The organism is Stutzerimonas sp. 21-1 (assembly GCF_056336065.1).
On record NZ_CM150500.1, the window covers coordinates 1,326,449 to 1,349,710 of the forward strand.

Sequence of the window (23,262 nt, forward strand, 5' to 3'; positions counted from 1 at the left end):
GGCTGCTAGGAGTGGGAATTACCCGCTCCGGACGTAGGTTGGCGCTGAGGCGCGGGGCGTTTCGGGGCAGCTCGCGGCGCTGGCGTCAGGGACGACGCAATGGGCAGTGCTCAAGGCTGTGTTGAGTGTTTCGTGCCTCAGCGCCAACCTACGATTAACCCTCCACTTCGGCCGGATGTTCGTCCGGCTGCTGCAACGCCGGCGCGTCGCGCGATTCCAGCGACTGGCGCCAATCACGCATATCGCCTCCACTCGGATGCTGGAACACCCGCAGGCCGAACTCCGGCAGGATCGCCAGCAGGTGATCGAAGATGTCCGACTGGATCGCCTCGTACTGCGCCCAGACCACCGTGTTGGTGAAACAGTAGATTTCCAGCGGCAGGCCGTCCGCGGTCGGACTCAGCTGGCGCACCAGCAGCGTCATGTTCTGGTGCACGCCGGGATGTGCCCGCAGATAGCGTTCGACGTACGCGCGAAACGTGCCGATGTTGGTGGCGCGGCGCGTGTTGACCGGCTCCTGGCCGCGCTCGGCGAGCTTGGCGTTCCACTCGTCTATCTCCTTGCGCTTGTTGACCAGGTAGTCCTCCAGCAGGCTGAAGCGATACAGGCGCTTGCGCTCCTCGGCGTCGAGGAAGTGCACGCTCTGCTGATCCAGAAAAAGGCTGCGCTTGATGCGCCGGCCACCGCTTTCCTGCATGCCGCGCCAGTTCTTGAACGAGTCGGAGATGAAGCGCTTGGTGGGGATGCTGGTGATGGTCTTGTCCCAGTTCTGCACCTTCACGGTATGCAGGGCGATGTCGATGACGTCGCCGTCGGCATTGAGCTGCGGCATCTCCACCCAGTCACCGACACGAATCAGATCGTTGGAGGTGATCTGCACGCTGGCCACCAGCGACAGCAGCGTGTCCTGGAAGATCAGCATCAGCACCGCGGCCATCGCACCGAGGCCGGAGAGTAGGATCAGCGGCGAGCGGTCGATCAGCGTGGCGATGATGAGGATGGTGGCGATCGCGTAGACGACGATCTTCACCACCTGCAGATAGCCCTTGATCGGGTGGATTCGCGCGTCCGCGCGGCGCTGGTAGAGCAGGTTGATGATGTCCAGCACCGCGCCGAGCGCCAGCGCGACAGTCAGCACGATGAAGCCGCCGCAGACGTTGCGTACCACCGTCACCGCCGCTTCCGGCAGGCCGGGCACGGCATTCACCCCGATCGACAGCACCAGCGCCGGGACGATGTTGGACAGCCGCTTGATGACACCGAAGTCCTGCAACTGCGGGTCGCCGGCGTGGCGCAGCAGACGGTAGAGGCCGCGCACCAGAATGCGCTTGACGATCCAGTTGGACAGCCAGGCGGCGAAGATCAGGGCGGCGCAGGCGGCCAGGGTTTGCAGCTCGGGATGCTTGCCGAGCCAGTCCAGGGCGATGGTCAGTTGTTCCTTCATGGGCGCTCCAGCAGAGAGGGGCGGCGTGCGGGGCCGCCCGAACGGCGGGACCTTAGCAAATTCCCGCCCGCCGGTGCGCTGCAGAAGGGATCAGCGGATGAATTCGCGGCTGATCGATTTGAACAGCTCGGTGCCGGCGCGCTCCATCCACTCGAACGCCACCATCTCGCGCGAAACGATTTGCGCACCGGCCTGGCGCATGCGCGTCAGCGCCAGCGCCTTGTCCGAGGCGCGGCGCGAGCTGACGGCTTCTTCGACGACGAACACCTGATTGCCGCGCTCCAGCAGGTCGAGCACGGTCTGCATGACGCAGACGTGGGTCTCGCAGCCGCAGATCACGAACTGCTGGCGCTCGCCGCCAGGCCTTTTGAACAGTTCGCCGTCGGCGGCGCTGGAAAATTCCATCTTCTCTAGAATCGCGGTATCCGGCACGCCCTCGCGCAGCACCGCAGCGGTCGGGCCAAGGCCCTTGCTGTACTGCTCGGTGAGCAGCACCGGCACGCCGACACGCTGCGCGATCTGCTGCAGCCAGGTGGTGTTTTCAATCATCAGCGCGCTGTCGAGGATCGCCGGCAGCAGGCGTTCCTGAATGTCGATGATGAGCAGGGTCGATTGCGTGGCTCTGATGCGCATGCGGGCTTTCCTTGTGGTCAGGGTTTGAACGCGCCGATGAAGATCGAGGGATCGACGCGGGTGTCGTTGAGACTGACGTTCCAGTGCAGGTGCGGCCCGGTGGCACGGCCGGTGGCGCCGACCTTGCCGAGCACGGCGCCGCGCTCCAGGCGGTCGCCGACCTTCACGTCGATCGCCGAGAGGTGGCAGAACATGCTGATCAGGCCCTGGCCGTGATCGACGAACACCGTTCTGCCGTTGAAGAAGTAATCGCCGGTGAGGATCACCTCGCCGGCTGCCGGGGCCTTCACCGGGGTGCCGGCTCGGGCGGCGAAATCCAGCCCGGAATGCGGATTGCGTTCCTCGCCATTGAAGAAACGACGCAGGCCGAACGGTGAAGACAGCGGGCCATCCACCGGATGGTCGAACAGCAGGTTGCTTGGCTGGTTCGGACTGAAGCGGGCATAGGCGCGATTCTGTTCGGCCAGTTCGCGCTCGATGCGCGCCAGATCGGCCGGGTTCGGATTGACCTGCCGCTTGTTCTTCAGCGTGATGTGTTGCGCGCGGTATTCGCGGCCGGCGATCTGGAAGGTCCGCGGTTGACCGTCGACCTCCAGCGCTTGCGCGCCGGCCCGGGCCGTCAGCGGGATGCCGACGATGGCGATCCAGCGCTGGCCTTCCTCGCGGAGCACCAGCGTCGGTTTGTCCTGATAGCGGACCTGCGGCGCCCGCGCGCTGTCGCCCAGCGCGATCACGGCGACGCCGCCCGGTACCGGTTTGTTCAGCAGGCGGGTGATGAATCCGTCGGCCTGGGCAGAAGCGGCCAGGCACAGAGCCAGCGAAAGGACGAGCGTGCGCAACATGAGCGATTCCGTCTGGTTGGGCGGCCCATCCTCGCGTAAACGGCCGGTCAGCGAAAGCCTCCTGCAGGCAGGCGGCCTTCGGGCGAGGGGATGGATGGTTGCAATCACGGCGCGGCGACCTTATCTAGGATGATCCCTCGGCGTTGTGTGCACTTCTTATATGAATAACGCTCTGTCCATCCGGCAGTTGACCAAGACCTATGGCAACGGCTTCCAGGCCCTCAAGGGCATCGACCTGGACGTTGCCGAAGGCGATTTCTTCGCCTTGCTCGGCCCCAACGGCGCCGGCAAGTCCACCACCATCGGTATTCTTTCCACGCTGGTGAACAAGAGCAGCGGCACGGTGAACGTGTTCGGCCACGACCTGGATCGCGATCCGTCCGGACTCAAGCGTTGCCTGGGTGTGGTGCCGCAGGAGTTCAACTTCAACCAGTTCGAGAAGGCCTTCGATATTCTCGTCACCCAGGCCGGCTACTACGGCATCCCGGCGAAGATCGCCGGGGAGCGTGCCGAAAAATATCTGCATCAGCTGGGGCTGTGGGACAAGCGTGACGTGTCCTCGCGAATGCTCTCCGGCGGCATGAAGCGCCGTCTGATGATCGCCCGAGCGCTGATCCACCAGCCGCGCCTGCTAATCCTCGATGAGCCGACAGCGGGCGTGGACATCGAGCTGCGCCGCTCGATGTGGTCGTTCCTCACCGAGCTGAATCGCGAGGGCATCACCATCATCCTCACCACCCACTACTTGGAAGAAGCCGAGCAGCTGTGCCGCAACATCGGCATCATCGACCACGGTCGCATCGTCAAGAACACCAGCATGCGCGAGCTGCTCAAGCAGCTGCATGTGGAGACCTTCCTGCTCGACCTGAAGGAGTCGCAGCTGGTGCCGCCGGAGCTGGGTAGTTATCCGTCGCGGCTGGTCGATCACCACACGCTGGAGGTTCAGGTGGAGAAGAGCCAGGGCGTGACCGAGCTGTTCCGCCTGCTCGCCGCCCAGGGCATCGAGGTGCTGAGCCTGCGCAACAAGACCAATCGGCTGGAGGAACTGTTCGTGTCGCTGGTGGAAACCAACCTGCAGAAGGTGAACCCATGAGTGCCGAGTTGCGCCCCAACCTGGTCGCGCTGCAGACCATCGTGCAGCGCGAAATCCGCCGCTACACACGCATCTGGCCGCAGACGCTGCTGCCCCCGGCAATCACCATGGTGCTGTATTTCGTCATCTTCGGCAGCCTGATCGGCGCACGAATCGGCGAGATGGGCGGCTTCAGCTACATGGAGTACATCGTGCCGGGGCTGATCATGATGTCGGTGATCACCAACTCGTACAGTAACGTGGTGTCGAGCTTCTTCAGTACCAAGTTCCAGCGTTCCATCGAGGAGCTGCTGGTCTCGCCGGTTTCGCCGCAGGTCATCGTCATCGGCTTCGCCCTGGGCGGCATCACCCGCGGCCTGGCGGTGGCGGTGATCGTCACGCTGCTGTCGATGTTCTTCACCGACCTGCAGGTCCATCACGCCGGCGTGATGGTGCTGGTGATCGTGCTGACGGCGACGATCTTTGCCCTCGGCGGCTTCATCAACGCGGTGTACGCACGCAACTTCGACGATATCTCGATCATCCCGACGTTCGTGCTGACGCCGCTGACCTACCTCGGCGGGGTGTTCTACTCGATCCACCTGCTGCCGCCATTCTGGCAGACACTGTCGCTGGCCAACCCGATCCTGCACATGGTCAACGCCTTCCGCTACGGCATCCTCGGCGTGTCGGACATTCGCATTGGCGTGGCGATCAGCTTCATGGCCGTGGCGGCGGTGCTGCTGTATCTGTTCTGCGTGCGTCTGCTCAAGAGTGGGCGCGGCATGCGCCAGTAATCGCCTGGCACCGCGCTGCGCTGAAAAAAACGCCGCGAGGCTTTACACTTCGCGGCGTTTTTCGTTCAGGTTCCCGCCATGCAGCATCCCGCAGAACATTCGCCGCTGGGCAAGTCCAGCGCCTACGTTGCCACCTACAGCCCCGAGCAGCTGTTTCCCATTCCGCGCGCGCCGAAATGGGCCGAGCTGGGCCTGAGCGCAGCGACGCTGCCGTATCGCGGCGTGGATATCTGGAACTGCTATGAGCTGTCCTGGCTGCTGCCGTCGGGCAGGCCAGTGGTGGCCATCGGAGAGTTCGCCATCCCGGCCGATTCGCCGAACATCATCGAGTCGAAGTCGTTCAAGCTCTATCTGAACTCGCTCAACCAGTCGGTCTTCGCCTCGCAGCAGGCGCTATTGGAGGTCATGCAGCGCGATCTTTCCGGCGCGGCGGGCAAGCCGGTCGCGGTTCGCCTGCGCGGCCTCGATGAGGTGGCGGCTGAGGGCGTGGCGACCCTGCCGGGGCGCTGCATTGATGAACTGGATTTTGCCATCGAGCATTACGATGCGCCGCGCCCGGACCTGCTGCGCTGCGACGCGAGCCGGCAGGTGGAGGAGTGCCTGCACAGCCATCTGCTCAAGTCCAACTGCCCGGTGACCGGCCAGCCGGACTGGGGCAGCGTGCTGGTGGATTACAGCGGGCCGGCACTGCTGCCGGAGAGCCTGCTGGCCTATCTGGTGAGCTTTCGCCAGCACGCCGACTTTCACGAGCAGTGCGTTGAGCGCATCTTCCTCGACCTGCAGAAGCTGTTGCAGCCGCGCAGGCTGACGGTTTACGCCCGCTACGTGCGCCGCGGCGGGCTGGACATCAACCCGTACCGCAGCACCGAGGCGTTCGCGCCGGACAACCGCCGGCTGGTGCGGCAGTAAGCCCGGTCGACCCGTTCAGATACCCATATTGGCCAGACTCTGCAGGATGTTGCGCAGAGTGATGGCCATGCTTGGGTGGCTGACTTCGAATCGCTCCACGGCGAGGTTGACGCCGTCCACCAGCGAGTCGGTGTATTCGGCCTCGCCATCATCTGCCAGGCGGGCTTCGATATCCAGGGCGATGGCCTGGAGCGAGGCGCGCTCCTCCTCGGTCAGCGGGGTGTCCTGCGCCAGTTGACTACGCAGTTCTTCGAGCTGCGACTGCAGATCATGTGCCGGCATGTTGCTTCCCTCTCATGGTTGCGAAACGTCACGGCGGCAAGCCGTGCTGATGAACGAAGGTTAAACCAGCCGCGTTGGCTTGTCTGTGTCTGCACCATGCTCCGCGGTGGCGCAGCCTCCGCACGTCCGCAGGCTGCCGAAATGCTGGCGAATGGTTCTATACTTCGCCGCTTGGATCGGCAGGGTGGCACGGCCACCGACTAACAGGAGAGTTGCAATGCGCAAGTTCGGCACGCGGTGCCTCGGGCTTTTCAACGTCGCTCTGGTTGCCGCTGCAGCGCTGGCGGTACCGGCGCTGCAGGCTGCCGAGGAAGACCCGTGGGAGGGCGTCAACCGGGCGGTGTTCCGCTTCAACGATACGCTCGATACCTACACCCTCAAACCGCTCGCTCAGGGCTACCAGAAGGTGACGCCGACCTTTCTCGAAGACGGCATCAGCAATATCTTCAGAAACCTCGACGATGTGGTGGTGCTGACCAACGACCTTTTGCAGGGCAAGGTGCGCGATGCCGGCATCGACACCAGCCGCATTCTGTTCAATACCACCTTCGGCGTGCTGGGCTTCTTCGACGTGGCGACGCGCATGGGGCTGCCGAAGAATGATGAAGACTTCGGCCAGACGCTGGGTGTCTGGGGGCTGGGCAATGGACCGTACGTGGTGCTGCCGCTGCTCGGGCCGAGCACCGTACGCGACACCGCAGGACTGGTGCCGGATGCTTTCCTCAAGCCGTATCCGTACATGGATCATGTGCCGTCGCGCAACCTCACGCGCGGCGTGAATGTGATCGACACCCGTGCTGGCCTGCTGTCGGCGGAGAAGATGATCACTGGCGACAAGTATGTGTTCGTCCGCAACGCCTACCTGCAGAACCGCGAATTCCGCACGCTCGACGGCCAGGTCGAAGACGACTTCTGATCCTCGCCGCCGGATCGCTGAATTCGGCATAAGGCCTGACGCGACCTCTCCGTCAGGCCATCGCCAGTATCGCCAGGCCCAGGCTTTGCTGGCCGTCTTCCAATGTGGCGACCCGTATCACTTCGGTTTCGGCGTCCAGTCCCTTGAGCGTCGGATGTTGCGAGGCGATCAGCACGCGTAGCCGGTCGCCGGCATTCAGGCTGGTCGCCGCCACGACCTGCATGCCGGTACTCGACAGGTCGAGACACTTGCCCTGAATCTGCCGTTCGCCGTCCAGCAACCGCACGGTGCATTCGACAGGCATGCGGATGAAGTCGCGCTTCTCGCTGTAGTCCCGGTCTTTCTGGCTCATGTGCTTGTCCTTTTCATCTATTTGTCGAAGTTCTTATAGCCAGCGATCATCGTGGCATCGACGCCTGCGGCCGGTCCAGGGTGCCTGGCTTGAAACGCTGTTCGTATGGGAGTACCGTCTGCGCCTTGAAAACATCCCTCGTGCCGCGCACCGCGCGGGCTCCACGCTCTGGCTCATCATCCTGGCGTAAATCGCCTGGTAGGAACATGCATAAACCAAGCGCGACGCTACTGATCATAGATGACGACGATGTGGTGCGGGCCAGCCTTGCAGCCTATCTGGATGACAGTGGTTTCCGCGTGCTGCAGGCCAGCAGCGGTCAGGAAGGCATGGCGCTGTTCGAGGCCGAGCAGCCCGATCTGGTGATCTGCGACCTGCGCATGCCGCAGATGGACGGCCTCGAGCTGATTCGCCAGATCAGCGAGCGCCAGGCCGATCTGCCGGTCATCGTGGTGTCCGGTGCCGGTGTCATGAGCGATGCGGTCGAGGCGTTGCGCCTGGGCGCCGCCGACTACCTGATCAAGCCGCTGGAAGACCTGGCCATGCTCGAGCATTCGGTGCGTCGCGCACTGGATCGTTCCCGTCTGCGCCTGGAAAACCGCCGCTATCGCGAGCAGCTGGAATCCGCCAACCGCGATCTGCAGGCCAGCCTGCACCTGCTGCAGGAAGATCAGGACGCCGGTCGTCAGGTACAGATGAACATGCTGCCGGTGACGCCCTGGAGCGCCGACGGTTTCGACTTCGCCCACCAGATCATTCCGTCGCTGTACCTGTCCGGCGATTTCGTCGACTACTTCCGCGTGGATGACCGGCGGATAGGCTTCTACCTCGCCGACGTATCGGGGCACGGTGCGTCGTCGGCGTTCGTAACCGTACTGCTGAAGTTCATGACCACGCGGCTGCTCTACGAGTCGCGGCGCAGCGGCACGCTGCGCGAATTCAAGCCATCCGAAGTGCTCGATCACATCAACCGTGGGCTGATCAACTGCAAGCTGGGCAAACACGTGACCATGCTCGGCGGGGTGATCGACATCGAGCGTGACGTGCTGCACTACAGCATCGGCGGGCATCTGCCGATGCCGGTGCTGTACACTGGCGGCGCTGCCCATTACCTGGAGGGGCGCGGTCTGCCGGTAGGGCTGTTCGTCGAGGCTACCTATCAGGATTTCGAGCTGAAACTCCCGGAAACCTTCAGCCTCACGCTGCTCTCGGACGGCATTCTGGACCTTTTGCCAGGCGATACACTCAAAGAAAAAGAGTCGGCGTTGCCGGAATTGATCAGCGGCGCCGGTGGCACGCTGGATGGCCTGCGCCGAGTCTTCGGCCTGGCCGAGCTGGCGGACATGCCTGACGATATCGCCTTGCTGGTGTTGAGCAGGAACCTTGCATGAGTACGGGTAAGATCCAGTTCGCCGAGATGGACGGTACCTTCGTCCTCAAGTTCATCGGTGAAATCCGCCTGACGCTGTGTTCGGCGCTGGACGCCACCATCGACCGGATTTTCTCGGCGCTCAATTTCTCCACCATCGTCATCGACCTGACGGAAAGCCGCAGCATCGACAGCACCACGCTGGGCTTGCTGGCCAAGCTGTCGATCCTGTCGCGGCAGAAGGTCGGCATGCTGCCGACCCTGGTGACTACCCACCCGGACATCACCCGTCTGCTGCAGTCGATGGGCTTCGATCAGGTGTTCAACATCGTCGACCGGCCGTTGCCGTGCCCGGAATGCCTGGCTGATCTGCCATCGCAGGACCAGTCGGAAGAGGTGGTGAAGGCCAAGGTGCTGGAGGCTCACCGCATCCTGATGAGCCTCAACGAATCCAACCGCGAGGCCTTCCGTGACCTCGTCACCGCGCTGGAGCGTTCCTGATCAGGCGAGCGCCTTGAGCAGGGCTTCGAGTTTTTCCTGATCGCGGGCGAACTGGCGGATACCTTCGGCCAGCTTCTCGGTCGCCATCGCATCCTCGTTCAAGCCCCAGCGGAAGCTGGCTTCATCCAGGCTGATGCGCGGTTCGCTGCCACGTCCCGGCGCTAGGCGGCGTTCCAGCGTGCCACTGGCCTCGCTGAGCTGGACGAGCAGCTCGGGGCTGATGGTCAGCCGATCGCAGCCGGCCAGCGCCTCGATCTGGCCGACGTTGCGGAAGCTCGCGCCCATCACCACCGTCTCGTAGCCGTGTGCCTTGTAGTAGTCGTAGATGCGACTCACCGATTGCACGCCCGGATCTTCGGCACCTTGGTAGTCGCGGCCTTCGTGTTTCTTGTACCAGTCGTAGATGCGGCCGACGAACGGCGAGATCAGGAAGACGCCAGCCTCGGCGCAGGCCACCGCCTGGGTGAAGGAGAACAGCAGGGTAAGATTGGTCTGGATACCGGCCTTCTCCAGCTGCTCGGCGGCGCGGATGCCTTCCCAGGTTGCGGCGATCTTGATCAGCACGCGCTCGCGGCCGATTCCCGCCTGCTCGTAGAGACCGATCAGGCGCTCGGCACGCTGGATCATCGCCTGGCTGTCGAAGGACAGGCGCGCATCCACTTCGGTGGAGATACGCCCCGGAATCAGCTTGAGAATTTCCTCGCCCACCGCGACGGCGAACAGGTCGCAGGCCAGCCCGACATCGCCCTGGCAGCGGCTCATCGCGGACTTGAGATGCTCGGCGTAGCGCGGCAGCGCAGCAGCCTTGAGCAGCAGCGACGGATTGGTGGTGGCGTCCACCGGTTGCAGACGGGCAATGGCATCGATGTCGCCGGTGTCGGCGACGACGGTGGTGAACTGCTTGAGTTGTTCCAGCTTGGAAGTCATGAAAGGGGAGGCTCCGTCCAGTGAATGAGCATGACCTTACCCGAGCGAACCGGCCCGCTACAACGGGCCGATAGTCACGGGTACGCGTGCTTTGATGGGGCTGGGAAGGCAGCGTTCCCTCGGGCGGCGATCAATGTCCGTCAAGCAGGGCGGCAGCCTGATCGAACAGCGCGAGCGGGTCGGTAACCTTGTGGATATCCGCCGAGAGCATCTGGCGAAAGCGCCGCGCACCGGGAAAGCCCGAGCCCAGCCCGAGTACGTGGCGGGTCACATGATGCATCGTGCCGCCGCTCGCCAGGTGCTGTTCGATGTACGGCCGCATGGCGCGTAACGCCTGCGCGCGACTGATCACCGGCGCGCTGCTGCCGAACAGCCGCTGATCCACCTGCGCCAGCAGATAGGGATTGTGGTACGCCTCACGGCCGAGCATGACGCCATCGAAGGTGTGCAGATGCGCTTCACACTCGTCGAGCGTCTTGATCCCGCCGTTGAGGACGATTTCCAGGTCAGGAAAGTCCCGTTTCAGCTGCGCGGCCACGTCATAGCGCAGCGGCGGCACCTCGCGATTCTCCTTCGGCGATAGACCTTCGAGGATGGCGATGCGCGCGTGTACGGTGAAACTGCGGCAGCCGGCGTCGCGCACCTGACCGACGAAATCGCAGAGTTCGGCATAGCTGTCGCGGCCGTTGATGCCGATCCGGTGCTTGACCGTCACCTCGATGCCGACACTGTCGCGCATGGCTTTCACACACTCGGCGACCAGCGCCGGATGGGCCATCAGGCAGGCACCGATCATGTTGTTCTGCACGCGATCGCTGGGACAGCCGACGTTGAGGTTGACCTCGTCATAGCCGGCGGCCTCGGCCATCTTCGCGCATGCCGTCAGTTCCGCCGGAACGCTGCCGCCCAGTTGCAACGCCAGCGGGTGCTCGCATGCGTCGTATCGCAGGTAGCGCGCAGCATCACCGTGAATCAGCGCGCCGGTGGTGACCATCTCGGTGTAGAGCAGGGCGTGGCGCGACAGCTGGCGCAGGAAGTACCGGCAGTGACGATCCGTCCAGTCCATCATCGGTGCGACGGAGAAGCGGCGTGAAGGTCCGGGGCGCGTGGTTACTGCGTTTGCGGCTGGTTTGTCGAACATTTCGGCTGTCTGATTGTTGCTCGTTTTCGCCTGTTTTTGCCCGTTTTTTTAGGCTCGGTGCTACATTGTAGGACGCCATTTTGGCGTGTAGCACCGGGGGCAAAGGATGGGGACGATAACGGCGCGGCCGCGGAAGGGCGGCGGGGTTGGGTATACCGCGCAGATCAGGATCAAGCGCGAAGGCAAGGTAGTTTATCAAGAAAGCCAGACCTTCGACCGCAAGCAGACTGCACAAGCATGGGTGAAGCGCCGGGAGACGGAGCTGGCAGAGCCCGGTGCGCTCGCTCGTGCGAATCGGAAAGCGTCTACGCTGCGAGACATCATCGACCAGTACCTGGAGGAGTACGAACGGATTCGCCCTCTGGGCAAGACCAAACGTGCAACATTGAAGGCGATCGCTAGCACTTGGCTGGGAGACTTGGCGGACGTCGACGTAACCAGTCAGCGGCTGGTGGAGTTCGCAACCTGGCGGATGGGGTCAGAGGGCGGCGGCGTGAAGGGGCAGACCGTGGGCAACGATCTGGCGCACCTTGGTGCGGTGCTATCGGTTGCAAAGCCTGCCTGGGGGTATGACGTCGATCCGCATGCGGTTGGTGACGCACGCAAGGTGTTGCGAAAGCTCGGGGTGCGCACCAAGAGCAAAGAACGCGATCGGCGGCCAACGGCGGATGAGCTGGACAAGCTGCTCGAGTATTTCTTCGAGACGCAGAAGCGTCGGCCAAGCTCAATCAACATGCCGAAGATCATCGGTTTCGCCATTTTCTCCACCCGCCGTCAGGAAGAGATCACGCGAATCCGCTGGGCCGACCTGGATGAAAAGCGGCAGGCCGTGCTGGTTCGGGATATGAAGAACCCCGGTCAGAAGATTGGTAACGATGTGTGGTGCCACCTTCCTGATGAGGCCTGGGCGATTCTGAAAAGCATGCCGAGGCACTGTGAGGTGATCTTTCCCTACAACAGCGACTCGATTTCCGCGGCGTTCACCCGGGCCGGCAAATTTCTGGAGTTGGACGACCTGACGTTTCACGACCTCCGGCATGATGGTGTGAGCCGGCTGTTCGAGATGGACTGGGACATCCCGCGGGTGGCCAGTGTGTCTGGCCATCGGGATTGGAACTCGCTGCGGCGCTACACACATTTGCGGGGTCGCGGCGACCCTTACGCCGGTTGGAATTGGTTGGAGCGGATAATAGCGGCGCCCGTTGAGCTGGGCGCCAGAGGGAAAGAAGCGGACAAAAGCTCAGCCGGCTCGCTTGAAGCGACCGTGTAGTTTGTCGTTCTCGGCCACGGCCTTTCGGCGTTGCTCATCGAGGTAAGCCGCCAAGTCGGTGAGGTGCACACCCTTGGCGGCCTTCTGGCTTCCCTCGATGCGAACCACTGGCAAATCCACTTCGCCAGTGGCTACCTTGCGCTGGAGTTTGTCCGGCGTCAGATGGCTGAAATAGTCCGAGCACACCCGCTCTAGAGGAATGATCGCCTGGCCGTTGTACTGGGCCATCAGCAGAAATGCGGTATTCATCGCCGCTTCCCTCCCTTGCGATGCTTCTTGGTGCCGCCGTGGCAGGTCAGGCGGTAGCTGATGAACGTGGCCAGCTCGCCGATCTCGGCTTTGATGTCGTCGATGATGGCGCCCATGATCGCGTTCACCTCCTCATAGGTGGCGCGCTGGATAGTGCGTGAGTTGTCGACGTGGGTCTTGCCGTCCGGCGTCTTGACCAACCACTCAATCGTCCAGCGCTGCGGCTTGCGTGGCAGGCGGCCGCTGACCTGGGCGGTGTCGTTGGGCATTTCGGTGGTGAAAAAGATCGAGTAGGTCATGCCGTGACCTCCATCAGCATGCGGTAGCCGCGCGTGTGCCCCATGAACCCGTGCAAGGGGTGAATGATGTCCATCGACTCCGTGAATTCAATCTGGCCAGTGCGTGCCAGCTCATTCAGTACGCCACCCACCTCGCTCGGCCGCATGCCGGTTGCGCGCCTCAGTGCCATGCGGCGCACCCACCCGCCACCCGCGCGGCGCAGCTGATCGAGGATGATGTTGCGCGCGCGCCTGGCATCGAATGACTGATAAGGCACTCGATTGGGCGTAGCAATTCCGAGCGCCGGAGCAAATAGATCAAGCTGGCTCATGCCGCCTCCTCCCCGAGCTGCTGCGCGCTGAGGTTTGCGCGGACGAGGGCGGCGGCTACCGGTGGGCAGACGCTGTTCCCGCACATGCGGACTTGAGCTGCTTTGCTGAGCTTCTTTCCGCCGGCGGTGCGGTCGTGGATGTAGTCGGCCGGGAAGCCCTGGGCCGCGAACAGTTCGTGCGGCTCGAGCATGCGCATGCCGATGTCGACGATCTGGTAGGGCTCGCCCTTGATCATCACCAGTGCGTGGCGGTCCTTGGTGGTGACGGTGTGTAGTGGTTCCTGCAGCGGCTGGCCGTCGCCGGTGCCGTAGTACTTGAGCAGGAAGGCGCGAACCTCGCCCATGTGGCCGCCGGTGGTCAGCGTGTGGATGGGCTCGCGCAGGTCCTGGCCGATGCAGTTGTTGCGCAGCTTCACCAGGTGGCTGGTCACCAGTGCGTTGTGATCGACGGTGGTCGCGGTTGGCAGCGGGCTTTCCAGGCTGCTGCCCGGGCCGGTGTAGTTGCCGCCGTAGTGCTTGGCGAGGAAGGCGGCGACGAGGCCGATCGGAGCGGCGCCGCCCGGCTTCTTGATGAAGCTGTTCGCGGTGACAGTTGCCAGCGGCGCTTCGACCGATGAGCCTCGATCGTTCGACCGGAACTTGGTGATCACCGGAGCTACCAGCGCGAAGTGCCCGCCTTTTACCTGGGCACAGATGGTGCGCAGCGGTGCATCGGCCGGCATGTTGCGCTGGGTGCTGCCGTTGGCGTGCTCCGTGATGAAAGGTGCCATGCCCTGAACAACGAAGGGCTGGTTCGATTCGATCACGTAGCGCTGAATGCCCCGTGCGATGCGGCGCAGGGTGTTCTCGGCCAGTGGCTTCTTGCGGGTGAAGATCGACGGGCAGGGCAGTGACCAATCGATGATCTCCGCGGCGGTGCGCCATGGCTTCAAGCGCTTGGCCTTGACCGCTTCGCTCGCCGGGTCGCCGTGAGTGGGCTCGGGCCAGACGATCGGCTGGCCGTCGCAACGCGCGATGAGGAACAGGCGCTTGCGGATGGTCGGGGCGCCGTAGTCGCAGGCGCGGAGCTCGCGCCAGTCGACGACGTAGCCGAGGCGGCGCAGTGCGTTGACGAAGCTGGTAAAGGTGCGGCCCTTGTTCTTCGGGCAGGGGCGGCCGTCGGTGGCCAGCGGCCCCCACGTCACGAACTCTTCAACGTTCTCCAGCATGATGACCTTCGGCTTGGCCGTGGCGGCATAGCGGATGGCGACCCAGGCGAGTCCGCGGATCTCCTTCTTCACAGGCGCACCGCCCTTGGCCTTGCTGAAGTGCTTGCAGTCCGGGCTGAACCAGCAGAGATCGACCGGGCGACCGTCGACGACAACGCGTGGGTCGACCTCCCAAACCGATTCGCAGAAGTGCTTGGTGTGCGGGTGGTTGATGTCGTGCATCGCCACCGCTTCGGGGTCGTGGTTGATGGCAATGTCGACCGGGCGGCCGATACCAAGCTCGATGCCCGTTGAGGCACCGCCGCCGCCGGCGAAGTTGTCGATGACCAGGCCGCTGAAATTGAACGCCGGCTGCGGGTGGATGCGAAAGATATTGTCCATGCTCACCTCACAAGCACTGCGGCGCAGCGGCACCGGTGTGCTCGGCGTCCACGCGCTCCCAGGTGGAGCAGGCGCGGGCGCGGTGGGTGGTGGACAGCAGTTCGAGCAGCTTGCTGTGGTACTGGACGCAGGCGTGGGTGTTGGTCCATTCGGGCAGCTGCCACGGTGCTGGTGTCACGCCTTCCAGGCATGGCCAGCTCTCGCCGTGCTCGGGCATGAGGTCGCGGCGTTCGGTTGCCAGGGCGACCATGTCCGCCTCGTGAATGCACTCGGGCAGTTGCGGGTCGAGCTGGAAGCGCTCGCAGATGGCGAGCCAGATGCCGTGCTCAATGGCGCTGAAGTCGGGCAGCAGGGCCTTGAGTGGGCGAGTCATGTCACCGACGTAGGCTTCGGTCGCGTCGTGGAGCAGGGCGGCGAGCTGGTGTTCGGCCGGCACGATGCTGGCTACCAGCAGGCTGTGCTGCGCGACGGAGTAGTGCCGGCTGGTGTGGCCGTTGAAGCGGCAGAGCTGCGAGAGCGCGTGGGCGATGTCCAGCGTGCTGACCTGGTCGGCCTTGGGCGCGAGGAGGTCGAAGCGGCGGCCGGTGCGGGTGAGAATCCAGCTCATTGCATCACCTCCACTTCCAGCACGGGCAGGGTCTGCCAGTAGCGGTCGAACATGGCGCGAGCGGTGTTGGAGAGGCGGCGGCAGGTTTCTGCCTGGTCGTTCGAGCGCAGTCCGGCGAACGTGTTGGCGGCCAGGCTGAGTTTGTCGGCCATCGCGATCAGGTGGTCGGCGTCTGCCTCGGTCAGCGCTCGGTTCTGCAGGGTGGCGATCTGGGCCTTGCAGGTGTCCAGTTCTGAGGTCCGCTGCTCGATTGCCTGGGCAGCGTCGAGGCGGGTGATGGTGTGCTCGTGCTGGGCCTTGTCGCGCTGCTCGTGCAGGCGGTGCAGCTCGTGCCGGTGGGCCTGCAGGCCGCGCTGGTAGCCGGTGTCGAACGCTTCGCGCTTGCCGGCGCGCAGCCCTTCATAGAAGCCGATGCCGAACACGAGTGCCGCGGCGGCAACGCAGCCGATCAAGGCAAGTATTTGAATGGTGGTGATGTTCATGTGCTGTGTCCCCGTGGTGACCGCCGGCTGGTGAGGCCGGCGGGTGGTGGTGGTTATTTGCCGAGGGAGAAGGTGCCGATGGTGAGCGGCACCAGGCCGCCGACTTCCTGCTCGAGCACGTCCTTGAATTCCCGGGCAAAGGCTTCGCGCTGCGCTTCCTCCCCGACCCACCGGAGCTTCAGTTGCGGTTCGTCGCGGCCGGTGATTACGGACAGGCGCAGCTTGATATCTGCCACGTCCAGCCCTTCAAACGGCACGGTGGTGAAGATGAAGGCGGAGGGCAGGGTGTCCTGGCTCTTGGCCTCGATCTCGTCCATCGCTGAGCGGCTGGATGAGAAGTCGCCGACGTTGCTGTCGCGCTGGCTGGTGGCTTTGATGGTCATGCGGCGCACTGCGTTGATGGCCTGGATCATCTGCAGGTTCGTCTCGCCGTCCAGCGCCTGCAGGGTGGGTAGCCAGTCCTCCAGCCATTCGGCGAGGTCCTTCTGGCTGAGCGGCTTGCCGAGCACACCGAGCAGAGCGGAATAGGCGGCGGTGGGCTTGAGGGTGAGGGTGGCGGTGTCATCGCCGTGGCCGGCGTGGTCGGGCTCGCCCAGGTTGAAGATGACGGTGGCGGACATGGCGTCCTGATCGATGAAACCACCCGGGCGGGGTTGGTTGGCGTTGTCATGGGCGGCGACGTACTTGGTGAAGTCGCGCAGCGAATGAGTGCGCAGTGTTCCGCGGAAGCGATCGCGCAGGGGCTGGTACTGCTCGAGGCTGCGCAGGCTGACAGCTTCCGGCAGCACGGCCACGGACGTGCCGCCGTCGATGACGATAGGCTTGGCGGCGGCGATGATGGCCTGGGACTCGATGTGTTGGATGGCTTCTTTGCTCAGCGACATGCTGTGTCTTCCTTTTGGTGAGTGGGGCTTGGTGATGCGGCTCAGACTTCGCGGGCTTTAACCGGCGCTTCCTCGCGGGTGAACATCTGGTCGGTCGGGCTGGTCTGGAACAGCTCGAGGCCGTTCTCGGTGACGTACATGGGCGTGTCGAGGGAGGTGTCCTCGCGCTTCTTGCCGCGCTTGGTGGGTTGCACGAAGTCCAGCGTGTGGCTGACGGTCACCTGGTTGCTCTGGCCGATCTGCTTGAGCTTGAACTTGAGCGTGACCTCGCCGGGCTTGCCGTGGTCGACCACGCCTGCGGCGACATCGGAAAGCGCGCGGCCGACCTGCTGGGCGAATACGCTGGCGTTGAGGGAGTTGATGAACTCGCTGGTATCGGTGGGTTTCATGGCGTGCTGTGCCTCTTTGGTTGCCCGTGGTGGGCGGTTATGCCGCCTTGGTTGAGGCGGCGGAATGGGTGGGGTTTTGCGCATCGAGCCAGTTGGCCAGGTCCTGCAGGTACACCACGGGCTGCGCCTTGCGGGTGCCGTGCAGGCGGGTGTAGCGCAGCTTGATGGCGCCGGTGCGGATCTCGTCCAGCAGGTACTCCATGCTGTTGATGTGCGGCAGGTACTCGGCGCGCACTTCGTCCAGTGGCAGGCAGGGCCGGTCGTAGCGGCGTAGCAATTGCTCGTAGGTGCTGGTCACTGGCTGGCCCCTTCGTGGTCCCCGCGCCCCTCGACGGAGCGTGGCGCGCCGGGTGCGTGGCGCAGGCGGATGATCTCGGTGATGCCCTCGATGGTCTTGCCGGCTTGCCGGTCGACCACGTTGCCGGTGGCGTCGGTGATGACGCAGGCGAATGGCACGGCCTGATCCGTGGTCAGGGTGACGTGTGGCAGGTAGCCACCCGGCAGTACCGCGAACAGCGAGCACCAGAGCCGGCCGAGGTCATCCGCGTGGGGCTGGTTGGTTTGCAGACGGTCGATGGCTTCGGCGCAGGTGGCATGCAGCATTCGGCCTGGGATCACGCTGGGGTGGTCCAGATGCAGGCTGGCGAGCTTGAGGGCGCCGATCGCGTGTTGGGTCGCGGAGGTGCTCATGCGGCGACGTCCTTGCGGGTGATGGTGATTTCCAGCTGCTCGGCCAGCCACGCGATGCCATCTTCGGTCGCCATGACCACGCCGTAGTGCGTGTAGCTGTTGATGGCCGGGTTCCAGCGGCTGCGGGTGTCGACGAACAGCCGGCCCTGGCCGCGCTCGCTGCTGATCAGCTCGCCGGCGTGGTTGAGCAGGCCCAGCGCGCGCATGCGGGTGCGCAGCTTGCGCGGGCCGATGCCGAGCACGGCGGCGACTTGGTCGAGAGTACGGTTCATGGTGGTGGGCCTCAGGCTGTGAGGCCGGCGGCCAGGGCGGCGCGGATAAGCCGCGCGCACTCGCTCCGGCGAAGCGGAGGGGCGATATTTCGCATCTCCAACATTGCCGCATCGATCATCTCGACCCACTTGCGCTGCTCCGGCTGCTGTTCGGTCTGCACGAGCCGTGTGGCTTCCTCGGCCACATCAAGCCACTGCGCCTCGGCAGGCACTGACGGCGTTGGCATTCCCTTCAGCATCATTTCGAGATCGTCGATCACCTGCTGCACGCCAGGGGATACAGGCCGGCGCATTCCCAGTAATCCGATAGCGTTACGGATCAGTGGGCGGTGCGTGACATAAAGCGGCTCATCCTGCGCCGGGGCTGGGCCTGTCTGCGCGTTCAGCTCATGGGTGGCTGCGTTGAATGCCGCCGTGGCACCTGCCAAGTCGCTCGGGTAAGCGCGCTGCGGTATGGCCTCGGCCGTATCCAGCGTGCCGTTGGCGACGGCCTCGACCCAGTCGGCCAGGTGCTGGAAGTTGGCGCCGTCGTTGCGCTGGAGGGTCATGCTGTGGCGCTGCTCGCGCATGAACAGCACGGCCAGCAGCTGATCGCCGCTGTCGCTGGTGAATGGCTCGATGCTCAGCTCGGCGCGCAGCTCGCGGGCGGGCTGGGTGAGCAGCAGGGTTTCGCTGCCGGCCTGGCTGGCGAGCATGCCAAGGGCGGCTTCGCTGCCCCTGGTGAGGGAGAAGGTGCTCATGCTGGCACCTCGCTCTCGGCGCGGGTGTAGCCGATCAGCTTTTCGATCAAGGCTTCCAGATCGGCACATACCGGCTGCGCTTGGGCCACATCCAGATCTAGCGATTCCGTGAACGCGTCGATGTAGATGTATTCCGAGAACAGGTGCCGTGCGCTGTGTTCTTCCGGGGTCGCCGTGGTGCGAGCAGCCTTAGACATGGGCTTGCGAACGCGGCACCCGATGCAATGGTTGTCCGCGTCGTATTCGCAGTGGGCGGTATAGCGCCCGGCGGCGCTGATGCGCATGCAGAGCGCCATGATCTGGAGGGCCAGAACCTCAATTCGGCTGTTCATGCTGCGCCACCGAACGGACCGAAGTCCTCGAAGGCGGGGAGGGTGTGGTGCTTGAGTTGTGCGGCGCGCAGGGTGACGTGAGCGGTCAGGCCGGTTTCACGTTCGATGCGGCGTACGGTGACGGGGTTAGATGCCGCTGCCGGGTGCAAGTAGACCGGGCAGCGGGTGCTGCTGTGCTGTGCTGTGTCCATTGTCGCGATCCCGTGGTGAGTGGGTACGCGAGAACAATACGTCAGCGTATTGATCGTGTCAATGCGTAAACGAATAACCGCATTGGATAGGTGAGCGAACTTCCGTCGTCACAGTGCCGACGATTCGGGGTAGCGCGCAGCAGAGCGCCAGCGGACGTGAACGCTGCCATCTGGCCGCTTGGTCATGGCGACGCCGTCCGTTTGTTGGATTTCATCCAGCAGGCGCTCCCAGTCTTCGGGCCGGTCATCCTGCTGCGGCGCGAGGTTGGCTTGGCACTCGCGCTGGGCGCGCGGCGTGGTGATGGTGCGATTAACGCGGCGCACCAGGCGGTGGTAGGTGGAGAGGTGAGAGGGATGGGATAGCGTAGCGTGCCCTTGCATGAAAAGCCTCCTTTGTACTGTACATCTACACAGTAGTTGTGAGGATTAATTCGAGCAACGGCAGAGTGTGGTGGCTGGATGCCACATGTAAACTTATGGAGCGGATTTTGAAGCGGGCGTTATTACTCTCGCATCGAGGCCCCGTCCCCGCTAGGGAAACGGTCTACCTTTTCATGGAAGCGGCAGAAATGGATAGAGAGTTTAAACAGAAAGAGGTAGAAGCCAGTCATATTTAACGTGAAAACTTTTTGGCGCGCCTCGCTGTCAAGAAAGCTCTTCATAGGCATTGAATGAGCATCGCTTAACCAAGCTGCATAGTCCTCATCAAGAACCCCTTGGCTCGGTAAAAAGAAGAAAGACGTAGACCTCTGGGCGCGTATATCTCTGAGTTTCTGCTGAATCGCTTGTTCTGAGTGGCCAGCTTTCCTAAACACTATTTCTATTTTGCTTAGCTTCATCAAGGGGACGAAGGTTACCTGTGCAGGGAGATCTCTAGCATTCCCTGGGTCGATATCGCAGCTATTCGACAAAACTATTGCGCGCACATTCTGGATGTTTCCCGTTAGGTGGTTAAAGAAACAAAATCCCTTCCAACCATCGCCCTGTAGTATCCCCTCCATTTCTCGGGTGAGAAACATTGGTGTATGCGCAGAGTAATTTTCTAACTCTTTGAGAATGCCTTCGCCAGCCTTCTGGGTCAGGTAATAAGGTATTTGATCCTTAACGTCGTCCATGACCACCTACGTTAGTCCTCGTACAGAAAATCTAAGTTTTCCAAAAGGGCGTGGGCGAACTCAGGCTCTAGGTCAACCTGCTCGGCCACCAGCTTGCCGTAGAATTGAGACATCCGGGTCTCTATGTCTGATGGAGAGTACTCAGGGATGAGGATCTTGACGCTTTCGTGACTCGAATTCGTAGCGTGGAGCTCATAGCGCACATTTGCTTGGTCGTGCGCGGCGCCAATCACCTGGGGTGAAGCAATAGAGCTTGTACTAATCGCAAGCGCGGATGCAGTCGCAAAGGTTGCAAGATAATTAATCTTTGCGTTACCCATATTGTGGCTCCAGTCTGGCTAAACCATTAGCAGTAAGAAGATCAAAGAAAAGCGCCTTGTTGCTTGAATGCAATTCAGAGATGCCCGCTAGGACCATGTCTGCACCGGCTTTACCCACTCCACCTTCAACCATATGGATGCTGTCAATATCCACCATGATACCGGTAAAGCTTCTTCCGTCTGGTAGTTGAGCCGTTGCGTTTCCTACAATTTGAACGATATGCACGCCACGCTCAATTGGGAATTCAGTGCGAATTTGAATGTTGTTTAGCCTGCAATCCCTATTGCCCAAGGAGAAAGTAAGGGCCAAGGTGTCGGATATGTCTTTATGAATCCGCTCTTCAAGAATGTCTATGTACTTGAAAGAGTAGCGTTCATAATTCTCGATAAAGGGAAGGTCGCCTATAAAATTAATAAGCTCCCGTATTTTTTCCTGAAATTTAGCCCAGCCGGGATAAGGGTGTTTGGGGGTTAGGCTTATAATGTTGTCGCCAACACCTAAGCTATAATTTCCCCAGGATAAGCCATTCAGCGGAACATAACGTAAGTTGGGATCCGCAGTGCGTATAGACTCCGGTATTTCTGAATGAGGCAGCTTAGCCAGTTCAGTACAGCCGAGGCCAGAATAAATGACGCCTGTCAGGATCGCAGATAATGATGGCCCGCCGCTGAAACGGACCTCAAAGACTGAGTCAATCAGCGGTGACTTCCCCAATCGAGTGGGTAAATCGGTGTTCATGTTTTCTCCTGTGGACATCCCTGGCCCGTCTGATCGGCTACGACTGACGAGATTCTATCTCATATAAGATTTTGCACGCCATTAGTCTCGCAGGCCGCCATGTAATGTATCGGTACATGACTTGAGGGTGGGTCTACGCCTCTTCAAGCTCGCTGCGCAGCACCTGCAGGTCCAGTGGTGCGTCGATGGTTAGGCGCGTGTTGGTGCGTTTGATCTCTTTGACGGTAATGATGATGCCGTCCAGCAGGAGCTGTTCGATCAGCTCTTCGGCATTCGTGCCGGGCTGAACGCGGATGACGATCTTTTCGCCTTCGCGGCGGGTAAGGGTGAGGTTGCCCATGGTTTCGCTTCCTTGCGTAGGTGTTTCGGTTAGAGCCGTACTTTGCTGGGTGGCAGGATGGCCCCGACGTAGTGGATGGTTTCTATCTGTTCGACCGGAATGGTGCGGCGGCCGAATGCGTCGTTGACTGACATGACGCTGACTTCCGTGTCGTTGGCGTAGAGCAGTTCCTTGACCATGCTTTCTCCGCTGGTGAGGCAGATCAGCACGTATTCACCTGGTACCCATGAGTGGTTAGGTTCGCAGACAGCGATCCACCCGGAGCGAATCGCCGGTGCCATCGAGTCGCCACGCAGACGCAATGCGTAGGCATCCGGGTCCCGAGAGGGCACGTCAACCACGCCATCACCTCCGTCCAGTGCATACCAGTAGCCCTCGTTACCCAGCTGTGCGGTGCCGACGATCTTGATCGGACGATAAGGGGTAACGATTTCCGGGCCCGGCTCCATATCAATAGCGTAGGACGCCGGGCCTTCCTTCGTGCCTGTGGCGTTCGGGCCGCCATGCCGCAGCCAGTGAGCGTTTACGCCGAGCGCCCGGGCGATCTTCTCGACGTTGCTCTGGCGAGGGTCTTGAGACTCACCAGTAATAATTCTATGGATGGTCGGCTGCGATACGCCGGAACGGCGTTTCAGCTCGCCTTCCGACCAGCCAAGCTCTTCCAGCTTCGCGGCAAGTCGCTTGCCTATATGCATGGCTGTTTCCAATTCAAAAACGTATTGCCGAGTGTATTGATTCGCTCAATACGTCCGCGTATTATCGATTTCAATGCGAATACGCATAGGATTGAGCGATGACCATCAAGAACATGATCGAAGGGCTGCTTGAGGCGGGTTACACCCAAGGCTCCATCGCCGAGGCGGTGGGCGCCACTCAGCCTACGATCCACCGGGCGCTGAATGGCTCCGATGTTCGCTACACCACAGGCAAGGCAATCGAATCGCTCTACGCACAGAAGGTTGGCGGTTCGGATTCCTCGCTGCGCGAGTCGGAAGCTCCTCGCAAATCAGCAGCCTGACTACTCACCAAGGCACACCCCGCCGGGATACAGCACAAGGATTCAGGCGGCGGGGGCCGGCTCCGGGAGCCTCACCAGCAGACCGGAGCCGGCACAGGCCCAGGGCCAAGAGCAACAAACCTGACGCCGCGGCGGCAGGTGGATGTAGAGGCTGGAATCAAGGCGCCCACTCACCAAAGTAAAGCGGCCTTGACCCAGCGGTCCGGGAGACGGGTACCACCCCTGACTCCCTCAACCCGC

35 protein-coding genes are annotated in these 23,262 nt (G+C 62.4%); 8 read left to right on the plus strand and 27 right to left on the minus strand.

The window, feature by feature from the left end; translation table 11 throughout:
* Positions 1–154 precede the first annotated feature (154 nt).
* The 3 genes from AC0ZJQ_RS06560 to AC0ZJQ_RS06570 all read right to left on the minus strand — a co-directional run bounded on the left by AC0ZJQ_RS06560 (position 155) and on the right by AC0ZJQ_RS06570 (position 2,919).
* A complete protein-coding gene (locus AC0ZJQ_RS06560) occupies positions 155–1,444 on the minus strand; it encodes a mechanosensitive ion channel family protein (RefSeq protein WP_008568030.1) in 1,290 nt (429 codons plus the stop codon).
* Positions 1,445–1,534: 90 nt separating this feature from the next.
* Entirely contained in the window at positions 1,535–2,077 is a 543-nt protein-coding gene (locus AC0ZJQ_RS06565) for a hydrolase (RefSeq protein ID WP_165595184.1), read from the minus strand.
* Positions 2,078–2,094: 17 nt separating this feature from the next.
* Positions 2,095–2,919 carry a M23 family metallopeptidase gene (locus AC0ZJQ_RS06570; RefSeq protein WP_167136491.1) on the minus strand — a complete coding sequence of 275 codons (825 nt, stop codon included), beginning with the start codon at positions 2,917–2,919 and terminating at the stop codon, positions 2,095–2,097.
* A 160-nt stretch (positions 2,920–3,079) separates the two neighbouring features.
* Between AC0ZJQ_RS06570 and AC0ZJQ_RS06575 the strand changes: the two genes are divergently transcribed.
* The 3 genes from AC0ZJQ_RS06575 (at position 3,080) to queF (ending at position 5,697) form a co-directional block, all read left to right on the plus strand.
* Positions 3,080–4,012 (plus strand): ABC transporter ATP-binding protein, encoded by a 933-nt coding sequence (locus AC0ZJQ_RS06575; RefSeq protein WP_237264594.1) that lies wholly within the window; start codon positions 3,080–3,082, stop codon positions 4,010–4,012.
* The gene (locus AC0ZJQ_RS06580; protein ID WP_008568024.1) at positions 4,009–4,788 is read left to right on the plus strand and encodes an ABC transporter permease; all 780 of its coding nucleotides are present in this window, start codon (positions 4,009–4,011) and stop codon (positions 4,786–4,788) included. Before AC0ZJQ_RS06575 ends, AC0ZJQ_RS06580 begins: the two co-directional genes overlap by 4 nt.
* 78 nt (positions 4,789–4,866) lie before the next feature.
* Entirely contained in the window at positions 4,867–5,697 is an 831-nt protein-coding gene (gene queF, locus AC0ZJQ_RS06585) for an NADPH-dependent 7-cyano-7-deazaguanine reductase QueF (RefSeq protein WP_165595181.1), read from the plus strand.
* Positions 5,698–5,712: 15 nt separating this feature from the next.
* Here queF and AC0ZJQ_RS06590 read toward each other — a convergent pair whose 3' ends face one another.
* A complete protein-coding gene (locus AC0ZJQ_RS06590) occupies positions 5,713–5,979 on the minus strand; it encodes a DUF4404 family protein (protein WP_008568022.1) in 267 nt (88 codons plus the stop codon).
* 217 nt (positions 5,980–6,196) lie between these two features.
* On the opposite strand from AC0ZJQ_RS06590, the gene AC0ZJQ_RS06595 reads away from it, so the two are divergent.
* Positions 6,197–6,895 (plus strand): MlaA family lipoprotein, encoded by a 699-nt coding sequence (locus AC0ZJQ_RS06595; RefSeq protein ID WP_054093839.1) that lies wholly within the window; start codon positions 6,197–6,199, stop codon positions 6,893–6,895.
* Between the two features lie 52 nt (positions 6,896–6,947).
* Here the strand turns inward: AC0ZJQ_RS06595 and AC0ZJQ_RS06600 are convergent, their stop codons facing one another.
* Positions 6,948–7,247 carry a PilZ domain-containing protein gene (locus AC0ZJQ_RS06600; RefSeq protein ID WP_043296228.1) on the minus strand — a complete coding sequence of 100 codons (300 nt, stop codon included), beginning with the start codon at positions 7,245–7,247 and terminating at the stop codon, positions 6,948–6,950.
* Positions 7,248–7,453: 206 nt separating this feature from the next.
* On the opposite strand from AC0ZJQ_RS06600, the gene rssB reads away from it, so the two are divergent.
* Both rssB and rssC read left to right on the plus strand, forming a co-directional pair.
* A complete protein-coding gene (rssB, locus tag AC0ZJQ_RS06605; RefSeq protein ID WP_476477526.1) occupies positions 7,454–8,638 on the plus strand; it encodes a two-component system response regulator RssB in 1,185 nt (394 codons plus the stop codon).
* Complete coding sequence (gene rssC, locus AC0ZJQ_RS06610; RefSeq protein ID WP_003288338.1) at positions 8,635–9,117, plus strand: anti-sigma factor antagonist RssC; 483 nt, start codon at positions 8,635–8,637, stop codon at positions 9,115–9,117. The genes rssB and rssC overlap by 4 nt, the downstream gene beginning before the upstream one ends.
* Here rssC and tal read toward each other — a convergent pair whose 3' ends face one another.
* Both tal and dusA read right to left on the minus strand, forming a co-directional pair.
* Positions 9,118–10,044 carry a transaldolase gene (tal, locus tag AC0ZJQ_RS06615; protein ID WP_476477527.1) on the minus strand — a complete coding sequence of 309 codons (927 nt, stop codon included), beginning with the start codon at positions 10,042–10,044 and terminating at the stop codon, positions 9,118–9,120. It lies immediately after the preceding gene.
* Positions 10,045–10,174: 130 nt separating this feature from the next.
* Positions 10,175–11,185: a tRNA dihydrouridine(20/20a) synthase DusA gene (gene dusA / locus AC0ZJQ_RS06620; RefSeq protein WP_476477528.1), complete on the minus strand. Its 1,011-nt coding sequence runs from the start codon at positions 11,183–11,185 to the stop codon at positions 10,175–10,177.
* A 106-nt stretch (positions 11,186–11,291) separates the two neighbouring features.
* Between dusA and AC0ZJQ_RS06625 the strand changes: the two genes are divergently transcribed.
* Positions 11,292–12,455 (plus strand): tyrosine-type recombinase/integrase, encoded by a 1,164-nt coding sequence (locus AC0ZJQ_RS06625; RefSeq protein WP_476477529.1) that lies wholly within the window; start codon positions 11,292–11,294, stop codon positions 12,453–12,455.
* Here AC0ZJQ_RS06625 and AC0ZJQ_RS06630 read toward each other — a convergent pair.
* The 20 genes from AC0ZJQ_RS06630 to AC0ZJQ_RS06725 form a co-directional block, all read right to left on the minus strand.
* Positions 12,426–12,704 carry a pyocin activator PrtN family protein gene (locus AC0ZJQ_RS06630; RefSeq protein ID WP_333396973.1) on the minus strand — a complete coding sequence of 93 codons (279 nt, stop codon included), beginning with the start codon at positions 12,702–12,704 and terminating at the stop codon, positions 12,426–12,428. The two genes, AC0ZJQ_RS06625 and AC0ZJQ_RS06630, sit on opposite strands and share 30 nt — an antisense overlap.
* The gene (locus tag AC0ZJQ_RS06635; RefSeq protein WP_476477530.1) at positions 12,701–13,003 is read right to left on the minus strand and encodes a hypothetical protein; all 303 of its coding nucleotides are present in this window, start codon (positions 13,001–13,003) and stop codon (positions 12,701–12,703) included. Before AC0ZJQ_RS06635 ends, AC0ZJQ_RS06630 begins: the two co-directional genes overlap by 4 nt.
* The gene (locus AC0ZJQ_RS06640) at positions 13,000–13,314 is read right to left on the minus strand and encodes a hypothetical protein (protein ID WP_476477531.1); all 315 of its coding nucleotides are present in this window, start codon (positions 13,312–13,314) and stop codon (positions 13,000–13,002) included. The genes AC0ZJQ_RS06635 and AC0ZJQ_RS06640 overlap by 4 nt, the downstream gene beginning before the upstream one ends.
* A complete protein-coding gene (locus AC0ZJQ_RS06645) occupies positions 13,311–14,903 on the minus strand; it encodes a DNA cytosine methyltransferase (RefSeq protein WP_476477532.1) in 1,593 nt (530 codons plus the stop codon). Before AC0ZJQ_RS06645 ends, AC0ZJQ_RS06640 begins: the two co-directional genes overlap by 4 nt.
* A 7-nt stretch (positions 14,904–14,910) precedes the next feature.
* Complete coding sequence (locus tag AC0ZJQ_RS06650; protein WP_476477533.1) at positions 14,911–15,510, minus strand: phosphohydrolase; 600 nt, start codon at positions 15,508–15,510, stop codon at positions 14,911–14,913.
* The gene (locus AC0ZJQ_RS06655) at positions 15,507–15,992 is read right to left on the minus strand and encodes a hypothetical protein (protein WP_476477534.1); all 486 of its coding nucleotides are present in this window, start codon (positions 15,990–15,992) and stop codon (positions 15,507–15,509) included. The genes AC0ZJQ_RS06650 and AC0ZJQ_RS06655 overlap by 4 nt, the downstream gene beginning before the upstream one ends.
* A 53-nt stretch (positions 15,993–16,045) precedes the next feature.
* Entirely contained in the window at positions 16,046–16,876 is an 831-nt protein-coding gene (locus AC0ZJQ_RS06660) for a DUF2303 family protein (protein ID WP_476477535.1), read from the minus strand.
* Between the two features lie 41 nt (positions 16,877–16,917).
* On the minus strand, positions 16,918–17,265 hold the full coding sequence (locus AC0ZJQ_RS06665; protein ID WP_014819652.1) for a hypothetical protein: 348 nt from the start codon (positions 17,263–17,265) through the stop codon (positions 16,918–16,920).
* A gap of 37 nt (positions 17,266–17,302) precedes the next feature.
* Positions 17,303–17,563: a pyocin activator PrtN family protein gene (locus tag AC0ZJQ_RS06670; protein ID WP_138299517.1), complete on the minus strand. Its 261-nt coding sequence runs from the start codon at positions 17,561–17,563 to the stop codon at positions 17,303–17,305.
* Positions 17,560–17,955, minus strand: a complete 396-nt coding sequence (locus AC0ZJQ_RS06675) for a hypothetical protein (protein WP_476477536.1) — start codon at positions 17,953–17,955, stop codon at positions 17,560–17,562. Before AC0ZJQ_RS06675 ends, AC0ZJQ_RS06670 begins: the two co-directional genes overlap by 4 nt.
* Complete coding sequence (locus tag AC0ZJQ_RS06680) at positions 17,952–18,227, minus strand: hypothetical protein (RefSeq protein WP_213662832.1); 276 nt, start codon at positions 18,225–18,227, stop codon at positions 17,952–17,954. The genes AC0ZJQ_RS06675 and AC0ZJQ_RS06680 overlap by 4 nt, the downstream gene beginning before the upstream one ends.
* 11 nt (positions 18,228–18,238) lie before the next feature.
* Positions 18,239–18,967: a hypothetical protein gene (locus AC0ZJQ_RS06685; protein WP_476477537.1), complete on the minus strand. Its 729-nt coding sequence runs from the start codon at positions 18,965–18,967 to the stop codon at positions 18,239–18,241.
* On the minus strand, positions 18,964–19,299 hold the full coding sequence (locus AC0ZJQ_RS06690) for a hypothetical protein (protein WP_418651940.1): 336 nt from the start codon (positions 19,297–19,299) through the stop codon (positions 18,964–18,966). Before AC0ZJQ_RS06690 ends, AC0ZJQ_RS06685 begins: the two co-directional genes overlap by 4 nt.
* Entirely contained in the window at positions 19,296–19,490 is a 195-nt protein-coding gene (locus AC0ZJQ_RS06695; RefSeq protein WP_476477538.1) for a hypothetical protein, read from the minus strand. Before AC0ZJQ_RS06695 ends, AC0ZJQ_RS06690 begins: the two co-directional genes overlap by 4 nt.
* A 108-nt stretch (positions 19,491–19,598) precedes the next feature.
* Positions 19,599–19,871, minus strand: a complete 273-nt coding sequence (locus AC0ZJQ_RS06700; protein ID WP_476477539.1) for a DUF1654 domain-containing protein — start codon at positions 19,869–19,871, stop codon at positions 19,599–19,601.
* 122 nt (positions 19,872–19,993) lie between these two features.
* Positions 19,994–20,605, minus strand: coding sequence for a hypothetical protein (locus AC0ZJQ_RS06705; RefSeq protein ID WP_476477540.1), 612 nt, complete (start codon positions 20,603–20,605; stop codon positions 19,994–19,996).
* Between the two features lie 11 nt (positions 20,606–20,616).
* The gene (locus tag AC0ZJQ_RS06710) at positions 20,617–20,925 is read right to left on the minus strand and encodes a hypothetical protein (protein ID WP_476477541.1); all 309 of its coding nucleotides are present in this window, start codon (positions 20,923–20,925) and stop codon (positions 20,617–20,619) included.
* Positions 20,918–21,664, minus strand: coding sequence for a TIGR04255 family protein (locus AC0ZJQ_RS06715; RefSeq protein ID WP_476477542.1), 747 nt, complete (start codon positions 21,662–21,664; stop codon positions 20,918–20,920). The genes AC0ZJQ_RS06710 and AC0ZJQ_RS06715 overlap by 8 nt, the downstream gene beginning before the upstream one ends.
* Before the next feature lie 133 nt (positions 21,665–21,797).
* Entirely contained in the window at positions 21,798–22,004 is a 207-nt protein-coding gene (locus AC0ZJQ_RS06720) for a carbon storage regulator (RefSeq protein WP_476477543.1), read from the minus strand.
* Positions 22,005–22,033: 29 nt separating this feature from the next.
* The gene (locus tag AC0ZJQ_RS06725) at positions 22,034–22,699 is read right to left on the minus strand and encodes a LexA family transcriptional regulator (RefSeq protein ID WP_476477544.1); all 666 of its coding nucleotides are present in this window, start codon (positions 22,697–22,699) and stop codon (positions 22,034–22,036) included.
* Between the two features lie 98 nt (positions 22,700–22,797).
* On the opposite strand from AC0ZJQ_RS06725, the gene AC0ZJQ_RS06730 reads away from it, so the two are divergent.
* Positions 22,798–23,022, plus strand: coding sequence for a helix-turn-helix domain-containing protein (locus tag AC0ZJQ_RS06730; RefSeq protein WP_333396932.1), 225 nt, complete (start codon positions 22,798–22,800; stop codon positions 23,020–23,022).
* Positions 23,023–23,262 lie beyond the last annotated feature (240 nt).